This is a genomic window from Parasphingorhabdus sp., assembly GCF_041748495.1.
GTDB lineage: Bacteria > Pseudomonadota > Alphaproteobacteria > Sphingomonadales > Sphingomonadaceae > Parasphingorhabdus.
The window spans coordinates 1-15,587 of the sequence record NZ_JBGTDD010000112.1; the positions used below are offsets into that span (position 1 = coordinate 1).

Genomic DNA, 15,587 nt, shown 5'->3' on the forward strand with positions numbered 1-15,587 from the left:
AGCGGCAACGATCGCCTCGGGCAGTTCAAGCTGGTCCGCATAAATGCGTTCGAGGTCGTCCTGCCGCCCCGCCCGCGCTGCCTGGCGTCCGTCGGCCGGCGTCCCGAGCGCTTTCAGATGGACATAGTCGATCCCGACCTCGGCCAGCGCCGCCCTCAGCGGCGACTTCGAGAAACCCGGCCGGCGCGAAAGCGGCAGCGCCCGCACATCGATCACCCGCTCGACGCCCGCCTGCTGAAGTGCCGCAAGGAACTCAGCCATTGTCGCGGCTTCATAACCGATGGTGAAAATCTTCATTCGGGCCGATGCGACACCGCCTCGACGTTGATTCCATCGGGGTCGAGAACGAAAGCGCCATAATAGTTAGGGTGATATTTGGGCCGCAGGCCGGGCCCGCCATTATCCCGTCCACCGGCGGCGATCGCTGCTTCATAAAAGGCATCGACCGCGGCTCGGTCGGGAGCGGTGAAGGCGACATGCGTTCCTTCCCCGGTGCGCTCCTTGTCGCCAATCCAGAAGAACGGCATCATATCCTTGCCAAAGCCGATGGCCGTGCCGCCGCTGTCGGTCTTGTCAGGGCCATATTCGTATAATTTGGTGATGCTGAGCGGCTTCAATGCCGCCGTATAAAATGCTTCCGAGCGCCTGATATCGGATATCGCCAGCCCAATATGATCGAGCATGTTGATCCTCCTCGATTCCGGTTGTGGCAGCGTCTATCGCACGCCGCGATGACTTACGACATCCACATCATCGGCGGCGGATTGGCTGGATCCGAGGCCGCCTGGCAGCTGGCCGAGGCCGGACTCAACGTCCACCTGAGCGAAATGCGAGGTGGCGGGGACATGACCCCGGCCCATGAGACCGATTGGCTGGCCGAGATGGTCTGTTCGAACAGCTTCCGCTCGGACGATGCAGAGAATAACGCGGTCGGCCTGCTCCACCAGGAAATGCGGGCGCTGGGTTCACTGATCATGGCCGCTGCGGACCAGCACAAGGTGCCCGCAGGCTCGGCGCTGGCGGTCGACCGCGACGGTTTCGCCGCCGAAGTTTCCGCGAGGATCGCCGCCCATCCCAACATCAAGATCATCCGCGAGCGGGTCGACGCCCTCCCCGCTTCCGGCTTGACTATTATCGCTACCGGCCCACTAACCGCACCCGGCCTCGCCGAAGCGATTGCCAAGGTCACCGGCTCCGACGCCCTCGCCTTCTTCGACGCCATCGCCCCGATCATCCACCACGACAGCATCGATATGGGCGTCTGCTGGATGGCGGCTCGATGGGACAAGGGCGGCAAGGACTACATCAACTGCCCGATGGACAAGGCGCAGTATGAAGCCTTCGTCCAGGCACTGAACGAGGGCGAGAAGACCGAATTCAAGGAGTGGGAAAAGGATACGCCCTATTTCGAAGGCTGTATGCCGATTGAAGTAATGGCGTCACGCGGGGTCGAGACGCTGCGCTACGGGCCGATGAAAGGCGTCGGCCTCGATGATCCGCGCACCGGGCGCTGGCCCTACGCCGTCGTCCAGCTCCGCCAGGATAATGCGCTTGGCACGCTGTGGAACATGGTCGGCTTCCAGACCAAGCTGAAGCATGGCGAGCAGGTGCGCATCTTCCGCACGATCGCGGGGCTTGAGAACGCCGAGTTCGCCCGCCTCGGCGGTATCCATCGCAACAGCTTCATCCGGTCGCCCGAGCTGCTCGACCACGAGCTCAGGCTGAAGGCAATGCCCCACATCCGCTTCGCCGGGCAGATCACGGGATGCGAAGGTTATGTCGAAAGCGCCGCCATCGGCCTTTTGGCGGCGCGCTTCGCCGCCGCGGAAGCGCAGGGCCGAACTCTTGCCGCCCCGCCGCCCGAAACCGCGCTGGGCGCCCTTCTCGGCCATATCACCGGCGGTGCCGAGGCCGCGACCTACCAGCCGATGAACATCAACTTCGGGCTGATGCCCCCAATCGAAGGCCGCACCAAAAAGGCCGAGCGCAAGCGCATGTACACCGACCGGGCACGCGCTGCTTTGAACGACTGGCTTTCCACCGCCGGGTCTGGCGATGACGAGGGTGGGATTGCCGCCGAAGCGTCGGGGGCCGCGTTCAGCGGCAGTCCCACCCCCTAATCCCCTCCCGCAAAGGGTTCCCACGAAAGTAGTACTTTCGTGGGGCCCAAACGGGGGGAGAAACTCAACAGCTACAGGCCGGCTTCTTGCGTGCCGGCTTGGGCGCAGTCGCGGCATACTCCGCCGGCGTCAGCCAATTGCTGTCATCCGCATCGGCACCCTCAAACTTATCGATCGTCCTGACCGCCCATTCCTCGAAGCTCAGCTTGCCGTCCTGATTGAGGTCGAGCTTGGCGAAGGCCTTGCGCCTCGGCTCGACCAGTTCGGCCAGGCTGATCCGGCCATTCTCGTCCTTGTCGGCGCGGGCGAAGCGCTTCTCTTCCTTGCTCTTGGCGTCTGCCTCGGGCGCCGCAGGAATCGCGGACAGCCTTATCGGCCCGGGGATGGCGGCGAGTCGCGGATTGGGCGCGGGCGCCATGGTCGGTTCCTCGGCATGCCCCTGCCAGATGAGGAAAACACCGGTCAGGAGCAGGAAAAATGCGGCTACGCCGGCCAGGATACGAGCCATATGCCCTCCAGTTGGGGCGATCCGGCGGGCAAATTGTTACGGACAAAACCGCGCTGATTCAATACCGGTTAAACAACTATCCCAAATAGCCGGTGCGATAACAGCGCTGCAGCTCTGCCCGGCGTCGCCTCAGGCTCCAGCTTGGGTGCCTGCTTGACGTCACGCGCGGCCAGCCGGGCAAGCCCGGTCAGCGGCCGCAATCGGCGAGGGAAATGATGGCCTACCAACTGGTGCAGTTCCTCCGTCGAGCGATGCATGGGCCCTAAACCCCGCCGTCTTACGGTCCCATAGGCATAAAGCCGCCCAGCTACATCGATCAGCTCATCCGACCCGCCCAACAGCTGGGCGGCCATGGCGAACAGCCTGGTTCCCCTGCCCGCCACTCGCTCCAGGTTCGGCTCTTCATCCAGCAGAGTGACCCAACCGTCCTCGAGCTCGGCAACCCTCGCGCCCGTAATGCCACGGGAGTGCAGCTCGGCAGCAACCGCATGCAGCCGCGGCTCGGGCGGTGGCGGACTGGCGTCAAGCCGGGTCAGCGCTTCGCGCCACCAGGCGAGGCGGATGGCGCCCAGAGCCGGCTGTGTCGAGGTCACGACAACCTCAGCTAGCGCATCGTCAATACCGAACAATGCGTCGAAGGCGGGCCGGAGCTCGACCGGCCAGTAGAGCCGGACGAGATCACGGTCCCGCATTTCAGCCCTTGGGCCGTCAGCGATAAGAGACCGCCTTGGCCGCCTTCACCACGTCACTGGCCTTGATCAGCGCCAGCTTCTCGAGGTTGGCGGCATAGGGCAGCGGCACATCCTCGTTGGTCACCCGCATCACCGGCGCGTCGAGGTCGTCAAAGCCCTCCTCCATGCAGATCGCCATGATCTCGCTGGCGATCGAGCAGGTTGGCCAGCCTTCTTCGACCACCACCAGCCGGTTGGTCTTGGCGAGTGACGTCAGCACCGTCTGCTTGTCGAGCGGGCGCAGGGTGCGGAGGTCGATCACCTCGGCGTTGATCCCCTCATGCATCAGCTCTTCGGCCGCCTCCAGGGCGACAGCGACCCCGATCGAGTAACTGACCAGCGTTACGGCCTTGCCCGGACGGACGATCCTCGCCTTGCCGATTGGCAGGACATAGTTTTCCATCTCCGGAACGTCGAAATGCTGGCCGTAGAGCAACTCATTCTCGAGGAACACGACCGGATCCTCGCTGCGGATCGCCGCCTTGAGCAGGCCCTTGGCATCGGCCGCGCTGTAGGGCGCGATCACCACCAGCCCTGGGACCGAGGCATACCATGGCCCGTAATTCTGGCTGTGCTGCGCTCCAACTCTCGCGGCAGCGCCGTTGGGCCCGCGGAACACGATCGGGCAGCGCATCTGGCCGCCCGACATATAATTGGTCTTGGCGGCCGAATTGATGATCTGATCGATCGCCTGCATCGCGAAATTGAAGGTCATGAATTCGACAATCGGCTTCAGACCGCCCATGGCCGCGCCAGCGCCGACACCGGCAAAGCCATGTTCGGTGATCGGCGTGTCGATCACCCGTTTCGGACCAAATTCCTCGAGCAGACCCTGGGTCACCTTATAGGCACCCTGATATTCCGCCACCTCTTCGCCCATCACGAAGACGGTATCGTCCTTGCGCATTTCCTCGGCCATCGCATCGCGCAACGCTTCCCGGACCGAGAGCGAAACCAGTTCGGTACCTTCGGGCACGTCCGGATCTTCGGCTCTGGAAATCGGCGCAGGCGGCGCAGCCTGCATGATTTCCGGTGTTGTTTCTTCCTTGGAATCCGGTTCATCCTTGGCCTTGGATTCATCCTCGGTTTCATCCTTGGATTTGGTTTCATCCTTGGATTTGGACTCTTGCTGGTTTTCGTCCTCCGCCTCGCCATCATCTGCAGTCGCCTCGGACGGCGATTTCTTTGGCGCCGGGTCGGCCGCTTCGTCCTCGCCAGCCATTTCGGCAATGACCGTGCCGACCGCAACTTCATCGGTGCCAGCCTCGACCAGAATTTTGGTGATAACGCCTTCGTCCACCGCTTCGAATTCCATCGTGGCCTTGTCGGTTTCTATTTCCGCCAATATGTCTCCGGAAACGACTTCATCGCCTTCCTTGACCAGCCATTTGGCGACGGTGCCGACTTCCATGGTCGGCGACAGGGCGGGCATTTTCAGTTCGATCGCCATCAATATTGTCCCACCAGCACGTTGGTATAGAGTTCCGACAGTTCCGGTTCCGGCGATTCCTCGGCAAAATCTGCCGCGTCCGCGACGGTCTTGCGAACCTTTTTATCCAGGTCCTTCAGTTCCTCTTCCTTCACGCCCTTTTTCAGCAAGGCCATCTTCAACCGTTCGATCGGATCGGATTTCTCGCGCATATCCTGCACCTCGTCGCGGCTGCGATATTTTGCCGGATCTGACATGGAATGGCCGCGATAGCGATAGGTCTTCAGTTCCATCAACACCGGTCCGCCACCGCCGCGCACGTCCTTCAGCACTTCTTCCACGGCACCCCGAACGGCAAGGACATCCATGCCGTCGACCTGGACGCCGGGAATTCGAAAACTCTCTCCGCGCCGGTACAGCTGGTCCTCGGCAGAAGCGCGGTTGACGCTCGTGCCCATCGCATATTGGTTATTCTCGATCACGAAGATCACCGGCAATTGCCAGAGTTCCGCCATGTTGAAGCTTTCGTAAACCTGCCCCTGATTGGACGCACCATCCCCGAAATAGGCGAGGCAGACGCCGCCATCCTCTTTATATTTATGGGCAAAGGCGAGACCGGTGCCGAGCGAGACCTGCGCGCCGACAATACCGTGGCCGCCGTAAAAGCCATGTTCGACCGAGAACATGTGCATGGAACCGCCCTTGCCTTTCGAAATGCCGGAAGCGCGGCCAGTGAGCTCCGCCATCACGATATTGGGGTCAATCCCGCAGGCCAGCATATGGCCATGGTCGCGATAGCCGGTGATGACGCTGTCCTTGCCGGGGTTGATCGCCGACTGCAGCCCGGTAACCACCGCTTCCTGACCGATGTACAGATGGCAAAATCCACCGATCAGGCCGAGGCCATAAAGCTGGCCCGCTTTTTCCTCGAACCGCCGGATAAGCAGCATCTGCTCGTAAAATTCCAGCATCTCTGCCTTGGTGGCCTTGTAAATCGGTGCTTTCAGTCCGCCGGTGGAATGTACGACCGGCTTGGCTTTGGCAGGTGCGCGCTTGGGCGCAGCGGATTTTTTGGCCGGTGTGCTTTTCTGGGGAGCTTTTGCCACGCGAGCGGGATCCTTTTTGTAACGAGCCTGCAGCATAGCCAAAGCTGTCTCGTTACCCAAGCCTTTAGACTCGATTACAGGCTAAAATTTATGCTCGCGGTACAGAATGGCCGGCTGTTATTTCAACGGAACGATGATCTCGTCCGGATGCACGACATTCACTTTCTTGCGCAGCAATTCCCCGATCAGATCTGGATCAGCCCCATTGGGATCGAGCAATTCGACGCGGTTCTGCAAAGCATCGCGTTCGGTTTCCAGTTTGGCCATTTCAATCCCGCGCAGTTCCAGCTGGGCCTGATACTCGCCCCAGGCCAAAATCCCGGTCGGCCCAAGCACGGCATAGCCGGCGATCGCCAGCAGCGTCATCAGCGCAAATCCGGGACCGAGAGCCGCCTTGATCAGATCTGCTATTTTTTCCCGTTGTGCCATGATCGAACCTTGAATCAGAAAAGTGATTCGCTGGCAAGAGACTTGATGATTATTTCGCAACAAGAACGCCCAAGCGCCTCATAGCAACGAGTAAAGACAATCAACCGAAAATCGAACGTCCGGCATAATGCGCCGCATGACCCAGTTCTTCCTCGATCCGGATCAGCTGATTATATTTTGCCAGCCGGTCGGAGCGCGCCAGACTGCCGGTCTTGATCTGACCGCAATTGGTCGCCACCGCCAGATCGGCGATCGTCGAATCTTCGGTCTCGCCGGACCGGTGCGACATCACCGCCGTGTAGGATGCGTTTTGCGCCATCCGCACCGCGGCCAGGGTCTCGGACAGGGTTCCGATTTGGTTGACCTTCACCAGCAGCGAATTGGCCAGGCCGTCTGCGATCCCCATCGAGAGCCGTTCGGGATTGGTCACGAAAAGATCATCGCCGACCAGTTGCACGGTATCGCCGACCGCATCGGTGATCAGCTTCCAGCCTTCGAAATCATCCTCCGACATGCCATCCTCGATCGACTTGATCGGATAGTCCCGGCACAGATCTGCCAGATAGTCCGACATTTCTGCCGGGCTGAGCACCTTGCCCTCGCCGGAGATATGATATTTGCCGTCCCGGAAAAACTCCGTGGCGGCGCAATCCAGCGCCAGCACCACTTCGTCACCGATCTTGAACCCGGCCTTTTCCACCGAAGCCATGATGAAATCGAGCGCTTCGCGAGTCGAACCGAGGTTGGGAGCAAATCCGCCTTCGTCGCCGACTGCGGTTGCCAGGCCCTTTTCGGACAGGCCCTTTTTCAGCGTGTGAAAAATTTCCGACCCCCAGCGCACCGCTTCCGACAGACTGTCTGCGCCCACCGGCATCACCATGAATTCCTGAAAATCAATCGGATTGTCGGCATGCTCGCCGCCGTTGATGATGTTCATCATCGGTACCGGCAGCACATGCGCCGATACGCCGCCGACATAGCGATAGAGCGGCAGGCCGCGTGCGTCGGCAGCGGCCTTAGCCACCGCCAGGCTGACACCCAATATCGCATTGGCGCCGAGTCGGCTCTTGTTGGCGGTGCCGTCCAGCGCGATCATCAGCGCGTCCAGTTCTTCCTGGTCCTCGGCATCAAGATCGGTCAGCGCGTCCTTGATCTCGCCATTGACCGCCGCAATCGCCTTGAGAACACCTTTGCCAAGATATTTGCCCTGGTCACCATCGCGCAATTCCACCGCCTCATAGGCACCGGTCGATGCACCCGACGGCACCGCAGCGCGGCCGAAGCTCCCGTCCTCCAGCAATATATCAACCTCCACCGTCGGGTTGCCCCGGCTGTCCAATATCTGGCGGGCATGAAGGTCGATGATTGCGGTCATGGAAATGGCTCCGGATATAGAGAAAATGTTGGCCACGGCCTTATCGTGACGGTGGGCGGGTTGCAATCCATTGCGCCGCTTTTATGATCGCCTGGCCCCTTGATTCAAAAGCGAATGATACCATTTCGAAGGAAATGGGACCATGAATGGAACGCTTTCCGCTTGTGGTGTGTTTATAAGGGATAGAGAAGAGGGAATTCGATCATGGCAGATATCAGGAAATCAATCGGCAAGTCGTCGGCCAAGGCCGGGGAAAAGAAACCCGCCGCCAAGAAAGCCGCAGTCAAAAAATCTGCTGCCCGGAAGGACACTTCGGAAATGCGCAGCACCACCGCACAAAAAGCCGCTCCGCTAAAAGCCGGCGCGACCAAATCTGGTCCAGCGAGCAAGCCCGCAACCTCCGATTTCAAGGAACGCGCAATGACGAAAGCCAAATCAGCCGCCAGCCAGGGCAAGGAACGTACCGGCAATGCGATCGAAAATCTGAGCAAGATGATCGAGGATAGTGCCAAAACCATCGACGACAATGTCGGTCAGAAATATGGCGACTACGCCCGTTCGGCCGCAGACTCCGTCTCCTCCTTCGCCGAGAAACTGAACGCCAAGGAAATTGACGAAATGGTGGAAGATGCGCGCGGCTTCGTGCGCAAAAGCCCGGCAGTGGCCATCGGCGCAGCAGCAGTGGTCGGCTTTCTGGTATCCCGTCTGATCAAATCCGGGATGGATGATCGCGACGCATGAGTGTAGCATGGCACCAGCAGATAAGCGGGTGATGGATGTTGCAGGACAAGGATATTCCCGTTTTGGATGAAGATCATCTTGCCGAAGAAACCGCAGCCGCGATGGCGGACGAAGCGGAGTCGAAAACTCTGAAGTCGCAGCTCAACGAACTGATCGATGACGTTCGCATTCTGGCCTATGCCGAGATCGAATATTATCGAGCCAAATTGTCGGTGAACATGGCGGCGACCAAGCGTCTTCTGCTATTGGTCGGGGTTGCGATCATATTCGGAACGATGGCGATCATTGCCCTCATCCTGGGGGTTTTGCTGGTCCTCGCGGAATATCTGGGTCCCGTGGCGGCAACCGCGATCGTGACAGGCCTGGCGCTGCTGATTGCCGCGGTCACGATGAATATGGCAATCAAACGGGCAAGAAAACTGCCGCTGGACGAACATGATGCGTGAGAATGATGATGCCGAAAAACAATGACGAGATATTCAACCTGCGCAACCGTGCAATGGACCGGGATCAGGCCCGCCATAATCTGAAGCGGGATACCAGAGAAGCCAGGGAACGGCTGAAGCCATCCAATCTGATTGCCGAAGCAAAAGGCAAGGCCGCGGCGCGCGTCCGCAAGGTCGGCACCGATGCGATCCGGGGGATCAGGGCCAACCCGGGTCTCACCGCAACCGTTGCAGCGACCGCGACCCTGATCGCAATGCGCAAACCCATTGCCAAGCTGATTGCCGACCGTAAACTATCCGATCCTGATCCAATCGAGGAATAGACTATGAACAAGCTGACCGACAATATCGACAAAGCCCGCGCCGCCTCCCGGGAACGTCTCGAAACGGCTAGGGGAATCGCCACCGAAAGCACGCTCGCTGCACGCGAGAGAATGTCCGAAAGCAAGGCGCGGGCTGCGGCGCTGCTCGGCGAAGGCCGGGAAAAGGCGGCCGAGCGCGTGGCCGCGACGAAAGGGGCAGCAAAGAAGGTCGTGGCCAGGTCGGAAGAAACCCTCACCAACAACCCGCTGGCAATTGTCGCCGGCGGCGCTGCGCTGGGCGTACTCATTGCGATGCTGCTGCCCAAGAGCAATGCCGAAAGAAAATATGTCAGCGGCGCCGGCCGCCGGATCAACGAAACCGCTAGAACCGCCTATCAGGCGGCGAAGGATGCAAGCCGCGACCAGATTGGCGAAATGGGGCAGAGCCTGGGTCTGAACAACGACAATATGCGGGCGCAATTCAAAGATCTGTTTGGCAAAGCGATCGAGGCTGCTAAGACCGCGATGGCCGCAGCACAGGATGCGGTGAAAGACGAAAATCAGGGCAAAAAATGAGCGAAATACGCAGCAAGATTCATCTGGTCATGGGCGGCCGGGTCAAGGACCCGCGCGGGGTGGAATTTGTCAATCTCGACCAGATGGACCTGGTCGGAGTCTATCCCGACTATGACACGGCGGAAGATGCCTGGCGGTCAAAGGCCCAGATGACGGTTGATGATGCCGAGATGAAATATGTCGTCGTTCATCTGCACAAATTGCTCGAACCGGACCTGCCGGAAGACGCCTAGAAACTGATCAAGCGCCGCGAAACCGCCAACCCAGCAACGGCCGGGTCAGCAACAGCCCGGCGACAAATCCCCCGATATGCGCGAAAATCGCGATACCCTGCAGATTGCCGCTGGTCGCCACGCCGATCATCAGCTGGATACCGATCCACGCCAGCGTCAGCCAGATGATCCGCACGACATGGCCTGGCACCGGCCCGACCGCATCGACCCGGTTGCGCGCAAACAGCAGCGCATAAGCGCCCAACAATGCCGAGATCGCGCCGCTCGCTCCGACCATCGGAATCATCGAAACGCTGTCCACGGCATATTCGGCAAAGGCCGCCGCATAAGCACCCACGACATAAAGGATCGCCATCAGCCCCGGTCCGAAAGCCTGCTCGACAAACCGGCCGCAGAACAGCAGCATCAGCATGTTGAAACCGAGGTGGAGCAAGCCGCTGTGCAGAAAGGCCGCGGACAATGGGGTCAGCCAGGCCGGCATCAGCCAGCCATGAGCGGACAGGTCAAGCGCCTCTCCGCTCAGCCGGACCGGGAACATCCCGCCGCGCAATATCGCATCCTGTTCCCAGCCAAAAATCCAGATCAGGAGATAGACCCCGACATTGGCGATGATCAGTCCGTTGGTCAGTTTTCCAGCCGGCATGTTCATGGAGTCTAGATGAACTCGATCTTCTCGAGCAGGAAATATTTGTCGCCCGACGGAACCGTCACCTCGATATCATCACCGACCCGGCGGCCAATCAAGGCCCGGCCAATCGGAGAATTATAACTGATCATGCCGGACTTGGCATCGGCTTCCGACTGGCCGACCAGCTGATATTTGACGGCCTTGTCATCTTCATCGCGCAAGGTCAGCGTCGCGCCGAACACGGCCTTGTCGCCGGACAGCGTCTTCGGATCGATAATCTGGGCGCGGGACAGCTTGTCCTCGAGATCGCCGATCGTCGCCTCGACCTGGCCCTGCCGTTCCTTGGCCGCATGATATTCGGCATTTTCCGAAAGATCGCCATGGGCGCGAGCGGTTTCGATCGCGTCGACAATGATCGGACGCTCCGCTTTCAACGCCTTGAGTTCGGCTTCCATTTTGACATGGCCTTCGAGGAGCATTGGTACTTTTTCAACAGCCATTATCTTGGCCTTTCCTTGCTGATATGCTGCCGATTTCAGCCGTGCAGCATCAAAAACAGTTTTCCGGCGTCCCGCTTTTGCAAAGGCCGCCCGCAGTGTGACAAAATGTCGGAAAATTAAGTCTGCGAAGCCTTATAATAGGACTGTAGCGCGCGAACTTCAAGCGTCTCATCGCGCATGGCCTCAATCGCCTGCATCGCCGCATTGCTTGCCGTGGCGGTGGTAAAGATCGGAATCTTGCCAACCAGCGCCGCCGCCCGGATCGATTTCGAGTCCTTCAGCGATTGCCAGCCTTCGGTCGTATTGAAGATCAAATTGACCTCGCCGTCCTTGATCCGGTCGACAATATGCGGACGGCCCTCGGCGACCTTGTTGACCGTCTCGACCTTGATCCCCTTGCCGTTCAGATAATCGGCGGTACCGGACGTGGCGATCAGGCGAAAGCCCAGTTTCTCGGCCAGGCGCGCTGCCGGTTCGATCACCTTCTTGTCGGTTTCCTTGACCGAGATGAAGATCGTCCCCCCGTCGGGCAGGATATTGCCGGCGCCCAGTTGCGCCTTGGCGAACGCGATCGGAAAGCTCTGGCCAATGCCCATGACTTCGCCGGTCGATTTCATTTCCGGTGACAGGATCGGGTCGATGCCTGGAAAACGGGCAAAGGGGAAGACCGCCTCCTTGACCGCGATATAGTCGATATGCCGGTTGATCGCCGGCAGGTCCTTCAGCTTTTCACCGGCCATTACCCGCGAGGCGATCTTGGCAATCGGCACGCCGATCGCCTTGGCGACAAAGGGCACCGTCCGGCTGGCGCGGGGATTGACCTCGATCAGATAGACTTCGCCATCCTTGACCGCGAACTGGATGTTCATGAGCCCTTTCACCTTCAGCCCGAAAGCCAAGGCTTCGGTCTGACGCTCCATTTCCGCAATGATCTCGTCATCGAGACTATAAGGCGGAATCGAGCAGGCGCTGTCGCCCGAATGCACGCCGGCTTCCTCGATATGCTGGAGCACGCCGCAGACCACGACTTCGTCGCCGTCACAGATCGCATCGACATCCACTTCGATCGCATCGCGCAGATATTGGTCGACCAGCACCGGACTGTCACCCGACACCTGCACCGCGGTATTGATATAGTCTTCCAGCTGCGCCGGTCCGTCGACAATTTCCATCGCCCGGCCGCCGAGCACGAAACTCGGCCGCAGCAATACCGGATAGCCGATCCGCTCGGCGATCTTCACCGCTTCGTCGCGGGTCCGCGCCATGCCGTTCTCCGGCTGCTTCAGCTTGAGCTTGTGGACCAGCTTGGCAAAGCGCTCGCGGTCCTCGGCCAGATCGATCGCGTCCGGCGAGGTGCCGAGGATCGGAATCCCCGCATCCTCCAGCGCCTGCGCCAGTTTCAGCGGTGTCTGCCCGCCGAATTGGACGACCACTCCGACCAGTTCGCCCGACTGCTGCTCGACATGCAGGATTTCGAGCACGTCCTCCGCGGTCAGCGGCTCGAAATAAAGCCGGTCGGACGTGTCATAATCGGTCGAGACGGTTTCCGGATTGCAGTTGACCATGATCGTTTCATAGCCGGCATCCGACAATGCGAAACAGGCGTGGCAGCAGCAATAGTCAAACTCGATCCCCTGCCCGATCCGGTTCGGGCCGCCGCCAAGAATGACGATCTTCTTGCGGTCCGATGGCTGCGCCTCGCATTCCGGCGCACCGAAAATCGGCGCCTCATAGGTCGAATACATATAGGGCGTCTTGGCGGCAAATTCCGCTGCGCAGGTATCGATCCGCTTGAACACCGGCCGCACGCCGAGCTTGTGGCGTAGGGCGCGGACTTCGGCCTCGGTCGTCGCCCCCGCCATGGCGGCAAGCGCGTCATGAACCAGCCCGTGACCTTCCGCCACCGCCCGTCCGGTTCCACCCGCGACATGCACCGAATCAATCGCCAGCTTGGCCAGACGCTGATCGGAGAAGCCCATGGATTTCAGCTTGCGCAGGCCCTGGGCGTCATTGGGCAGGCCCTCGGCCAATATGCCCTGCTCGGCGTCGATGATTTCGCGAATGCGCGCCAGAAACCAGGGATCAAATCCGGCAATATCGTGGATTTCCGTATCGCTGAACCCTTCCCGCATCGCCTGCGCAGCGACCAGCAACCGGTCGGGTGTCGCCCGCGCCAGTTCCGCGGCAATATCCTCACGGCTCGCGCCTTCCAGCGCCTGCACCCGGTTGAACCCGTCCAACCCGGTTTCCAGTCCGCGCAGCGCCTTCTGCATCGATTCATGGATATTGCGGCCGATCGCCATGACTTCACCGACCGACTTCATCGCGGTGGACAATAATGGCTCCGCGCCCTTGAACTTCTCGAAGGCAAAGCGCGGGATCTTGGTGACGATATAGTCGATGGTCGGCTCGAACGACGCCGGCGTGGCGCCGGTAATGTCATTCTCGATCTCGTCGAGCGTATAGCCGACCGCCAGCTTGGCGGCGACGCTGGCAATCGGGAAGCCTGTTGCCTTCGATGCCAGGGCCGAGGACCGCGAAACCCGCGGGTTCATCTCGATCACCACGAGCCGGCCATCCTTAGGATTGACTGCGAACTGTACGTTGGAACCACCTGTTTCCACACCAATTTCACGCAACACAGCGATGCTGGCGTTGCGCATGACCTGATATTCCTTGTCGGTCAGGGTCAGCGCCGGGGCCACCGTGATACTGTCGCCGGTATGCACGCCCATCGCGTCGACATTCTCGATCGAGCAGATGATGATGCAATTGTCCGCCTTGTCGCGGACGACCTCCATCTCATATTCCTTCCAGCCGATCAGCGATTCGTCGATCAGCACTTCGTTGGTCGGCGAAGCCTCCAGCGACGTCCGAACATAATGGACGAATTCCTCGCGGTTATAGGCGACCCCGCCGCCGGTCCCGCCCATCGTGAAGCTCGGCCGCATGATCGCCGGCAGGCCAATGTCCTCGAGAATCTCCAGCGCCTGCTCTTCGCTATGCGCCACGGCGCTGCGCGGGCTTTCCAGACCGATCTTGTCCATCGCCGCCTTGAACTTCTCGCGGTCCTCGGCCTTGTCGATCGCCACGGCATCGGCACCGATCATCTGCACGCCATATTTTGCCAGCACACCGCGCTTGTTCAGCGTCAGCGCCGTGTTCAGCGCCGTCTGCCCGCCCATGGTCGGCAAAATGGCATCCGGACGCTCTTTTTCGATGATCTTTTCGACAATTTCGGGCGTAATCGGTTCAATATAGGTCGCATCCGCCATTTCCGGATCGGTCATGATCGTCGCCGGATTGGAGTTGACCAGGATGATCCGGTAACCCTCTTCCTTCAGCGCCTTGCACGCCTGCGTGCCCGAGTAATCAAACTCGCAAGCCTGGCCGATAATGATCGGACCAGCGCCGATGATCAGGATGGATTTTATGTCAGTTCTTTTGGGCATTATGATCCAAATATTATTTGCAAAATTGCTGTTACGTTTAAAAATGCGCACAGATATCGCGAGTTAAGTAGCTCGACTATTTCTCGCCAAGGAGGATCTGGAGCCTCCAATAAAGATTCTATCGCGTTGGCCCGCGCAAGAGCATTTTTCTTCGTGATTTCATCCAAATCACTCTGCTCAATTGCAGAACGCAACGAAACTATTTTTTCAATAATAGTTTGTTTTTCCGAAATACCAATTCGATCCGATATTCCCGTCCATGAGCTACTTGTAATCGGGAGACCTGAGACGAGGCTCTCTAATGGTTCGTTGTTTTGCAATCGTTCCACTACCTTGGCTATCCAAGCCACCCCAAACTCTGCATAATTTCTAAGTGCTGGCCATTTATTGTACTTGTCCAAATATCTGTAGGATCGACCTTCCGCTCTGTTTATTCCGGTATGCTCGTTTTCGGCCGATTCGACGATGCGATTATACTCTCGTAAGTCAGATCGAACACGTTGCTTAAAAATTTGAAAACTCGTTGTCTTTATTGCTAAAAATTCTCCGGCTAAGGGATCGTTTGACTTCGTAAGGATCATACATTCAGACAGAATTTTTATGGCGCCTTCAAGTTGCTGTCGAGATAATTGAAGACCAAACATATTTTCAAACTGCCCCAAAAATTGATCACTCGGCGCAATAATACCTTCCTCTTCAACTGCCCTATTGACAATCATAACCGCCAAATATTGAGAGATTTCTTCAACCAAATTGAATTCTCCCTACAGTCAAATAAAACGTAAATGCATTTTTTCGCTGCAAAGGATATGACACCTTCATCACGCCGGATTCTCGTCAGAAATCTCGCCATTCTCATTGCAGGCAAAACAGCCCCAGCCATCATGGTCGATGTCATATTCCGTCTCGATCTCGAGGCATTTGCGGGTCAGTTCGCGGATCGTGTCGCGCTTGGTGTCGAGATCAATCTGCAGCTCGATCACCCACCCGTCATCCTCGTTGGAGACCAGA

General features: G+C 59.0%; 19 protein-coding genes. 6 read left to right on the forward strand and 13 right to left on the reverse strand.

Annotated elements, in window-relative coordinates; translation table 11 throughout:
- Together ACEW8J_RS10130 and ACEW8J_RS10135 are read right to left on the reverse strand one after the other, a co-directional pair.
- Positions 1-297, reverse strand: a 297-nt coding sequence (locus ACEW8J_RS10130) for a DUF488 family protein (protein ID WP_373491521.1), incomplete at its 3' end; no start/stop codon positions are given.
- Positions 294-683, reverse strand: coding sequence for a VOC family protein (locus ACEW8J_RS10135; RefSeq protein ID WP_373491522.1), 390 nt, complete (start codon positions 681-683; stop codon positions 294-296). The genes ACEW8J_RS10135 and ACEW8J_RS10130, both read right to left, overlap by 4 nt.
- 48 nt (positions 684-731) lie before the next feature.
- Here ACEW8J_RS10135 and trmFO point away from each other — a divergent pair, with 48 nt between their 5' ends.
- Positions 732-2,120: a methylenetetrahydrofolate--tRNA-(uracil(54)-C(5))-methyltransferase (FADH(2)-oxidizing) TrmFO gene (gene trmFO, locus ACEW8J_RS10140; protein WP_373491538.1), complete on the forward strand. Its 1,389-nt coding sequence runs from the start codon at positions 732-734 to the stop codon at positions 2,118-2,120.
- A gap of 64 nt (positions 2,121-2,184) precedes the next feature.
- Here trmFO and ACEW8J_RS10145 read toward each other — a convergent pair whose 3' ends face one another.
- The 6 genes from ACEW8J_RS10145 to eno all read right to left on the reverse strand — a co-directional run bounded on the left by ACEW8J_RS10145 (position 2,185) and on the right by eno (position 7,698).
- The gene (locus ACEW8J_RS10145; protein WP_373491523.1) at positions 2,185-2,628 is read right to left on the reverse strand and encodes a hypothetical protein; all 444 of its coding nucleotides are present in this window, start codon (positions 2,626-2,628) and stop codon (positions 2,185-2,187) included.
- A gap of 68 nt (positions 2,629-2,696) precedes the next feature.
- A complete protein-coding gene (locus ACEW8J_RS10150) occupies positions 2,697-3,320 on the reverse strand; it encodes a hypothetical protein (protein WP_373491524.1) in 624 nt (207 codons plus the stop codon).
- 16 nt (positions 3,321-3,336) lie between these two features.
- Entirely contained in the window at positions 3,337-4,809 is a 1,473-nt protein-coding gene (locus ACEW8J_RS10155) for a pyruvate dehydrogenase complex E1 component subunit beta (protein ID WP_373491525.1), read from the reverse strand.
- Positions 4,809-5,894 carry a pyruvate dehydrogenase (acetyl-transferring) E1 component subunit alpha gene (pdhA, locus tag ACEW8J_RS10160; protein WP_373491526.1) on the reverse strand — a complete coding sequence of 362 codons (1,086 nt, stop codon included), beginning with the start codon at positions 5,892-5,894 and terminating at the stop codon, positions 4,809-4,811. Before pdhA ends, ACEW8J_RS10155 begins: the two co-directional genes overlap by 1 nt.
- Positions 5,895-6,011: 117 nt before the next feature.
- The gene (locus tag ACEW8J_RS10165) at positions 6,012-6,323 is read right to left on the reverse strand and encodes a septum formation initiator family protein (protein WP_373491527.1); all 312 of its coding nucleotides are present in this window, start codon (positions 6,321-6,323) and stop codon (positions 6,012-6,014) included.
- 100 nt (positions 6,324-6,423) lie between these two features.
- Positions 6,424-7,698, reverse strand: coding sequence for a phosphopyruvate hydratase (gene eno / locus ACEW8J_RS10170; protein WP_373491528.1), 1,275 nt, complete (start codon positions 7,696-7,698; stop codon positions 6,424-6,426).
- Positions 7,699-7,902: 204 nt separating this feature from the next.
- Between eno and ACEW8J_RS10175 the strand changes: the two genes are divergently transcribed.
- From ACEW8J_RS10175 to ACEW8J_RS10195, 5 genes are all read left to right on the forward strand, one after another.
- Complete coding sequence (locus tag ACEW8J_RS10175; protein WP_373491529.1) at positions 7,903-8,439, forward strand: hypothetical protein; 537 nt, start codon at positions 7,903-7,905, stop codon at positions 8,437-8,439.
- 62 nt (positions 8,440-8,501) lie between these two features.
- Entirely contained in the window at positions 8,502-8,885 is a 384-nt protein-coding gene (locus tag ACEW8J_RS10180) for a phage holin family protein (protein WP_373491530.1), read from the forward strand.
- 2 nt (positions 8,886-8,887) lie between these two features.
- A complete protein-coding gene (locus ACEW8J_RS10185; protein WP_373491531.1) occupies positions 8,888-9,208 on the forward strand; it encodes a hypothetical protein in 321 nt (106 codons plus the stop codon).
- 3 nt (positions 9,209-9,211) lie between these two features.
- On the forward strand, positions 9,212-9,763 hold the full coding sequence (locus ACEW8J_RS10190) for a YqjD family protein (protein WP_373491532.1): 552 nt from the start codon (positions 9,212-9,214) through the stop codon (positions 9,761-9,763).
- Positions 9,760-9,996, forward strand: coding sequence for a DUF4170 domain-containing protein (locus ACEW8J_RS10195; protein WP_373491533.1), 237 nt, complete (start codon positions 9,760-9,762; stop codon positions 9,994-9,996). The genes ACEW8J_RS10190 and ACEW8J_RS10195 overlap by 4 nt, the downstream gene beginning before the upstream one ends.
- A 7-nt stretch (positions 9,997-10,003) precedes the next feature.
- On the opposite strand, the gene ACEW8J_RS10200 is transcribed toward ACEW8J_RS10195, so the two are convergent.
- From ACEW8J_RS10200 to ACEW8J_RS10220, 5 genes are all read right to left on the reverse strand, one after another.
- Positions 10,004-10,645: a rhomboid family intramembrane serine protease gene (locus ACEW8J_RS10200; RefSeq protein ID WP_373491534.1), complete on the reverse strand. Its 642-nt coding sequence runs from the start codon at positions 10,643-10,645 to the stop codon at positions 10,004-10,006.
- Positions 10,646-10,650: 5 nt separating this feature from the next.
- On the reverse strand, positions 10,651-11,127 hold the full coding sequence (gene greA / locus ACEW8J_RS10205; protein ID WP_373491539.1) for a transcription elongation factor GreA: 477 nt from the start codon (positions 11,125-11,127) through the stop codon (positions 10,651-10,653).
- Positions 11,128-11,240: 113 nt separating this feature from the next.
- Positions 11,241-14,576 (reverse strand): carbamoyl-phosphate synthase large subunit, encoded by a 3,336-nt coding sequence (gene carB, locus ACEW8J_RS10210; protein ID WP_373491535.1) that lies wholly within the window; start codon positions 14,574-14,576, stop codon positions 11,241-11,243.
- Positions 14,576-15,328: a hypothetical protein gene (locus ACEW8J_RS10215; RefSeq protein WP_373491536.1), complete on the reverse strand. Its 753-nt coding sequence runs from the start codon at positions 15,326-15,328 to the stop codon at positions 14,576-14,578. The genes carB and ACEW8J_RS10215 overlap by 1 nt, the downstream gene beginning before the upstream one ends.
- A gap of 69 nt (positions 15,329-15,397) precedes the next feature.
- The coding region (locus tag ACEW8J_RS10220; RefSeq protein ID WP_373491537.1) for a ribonuclease E inhibitor RraB at positions 15,398-15,587 on the reverse strand (190 nt) is incomplete at its 5' end.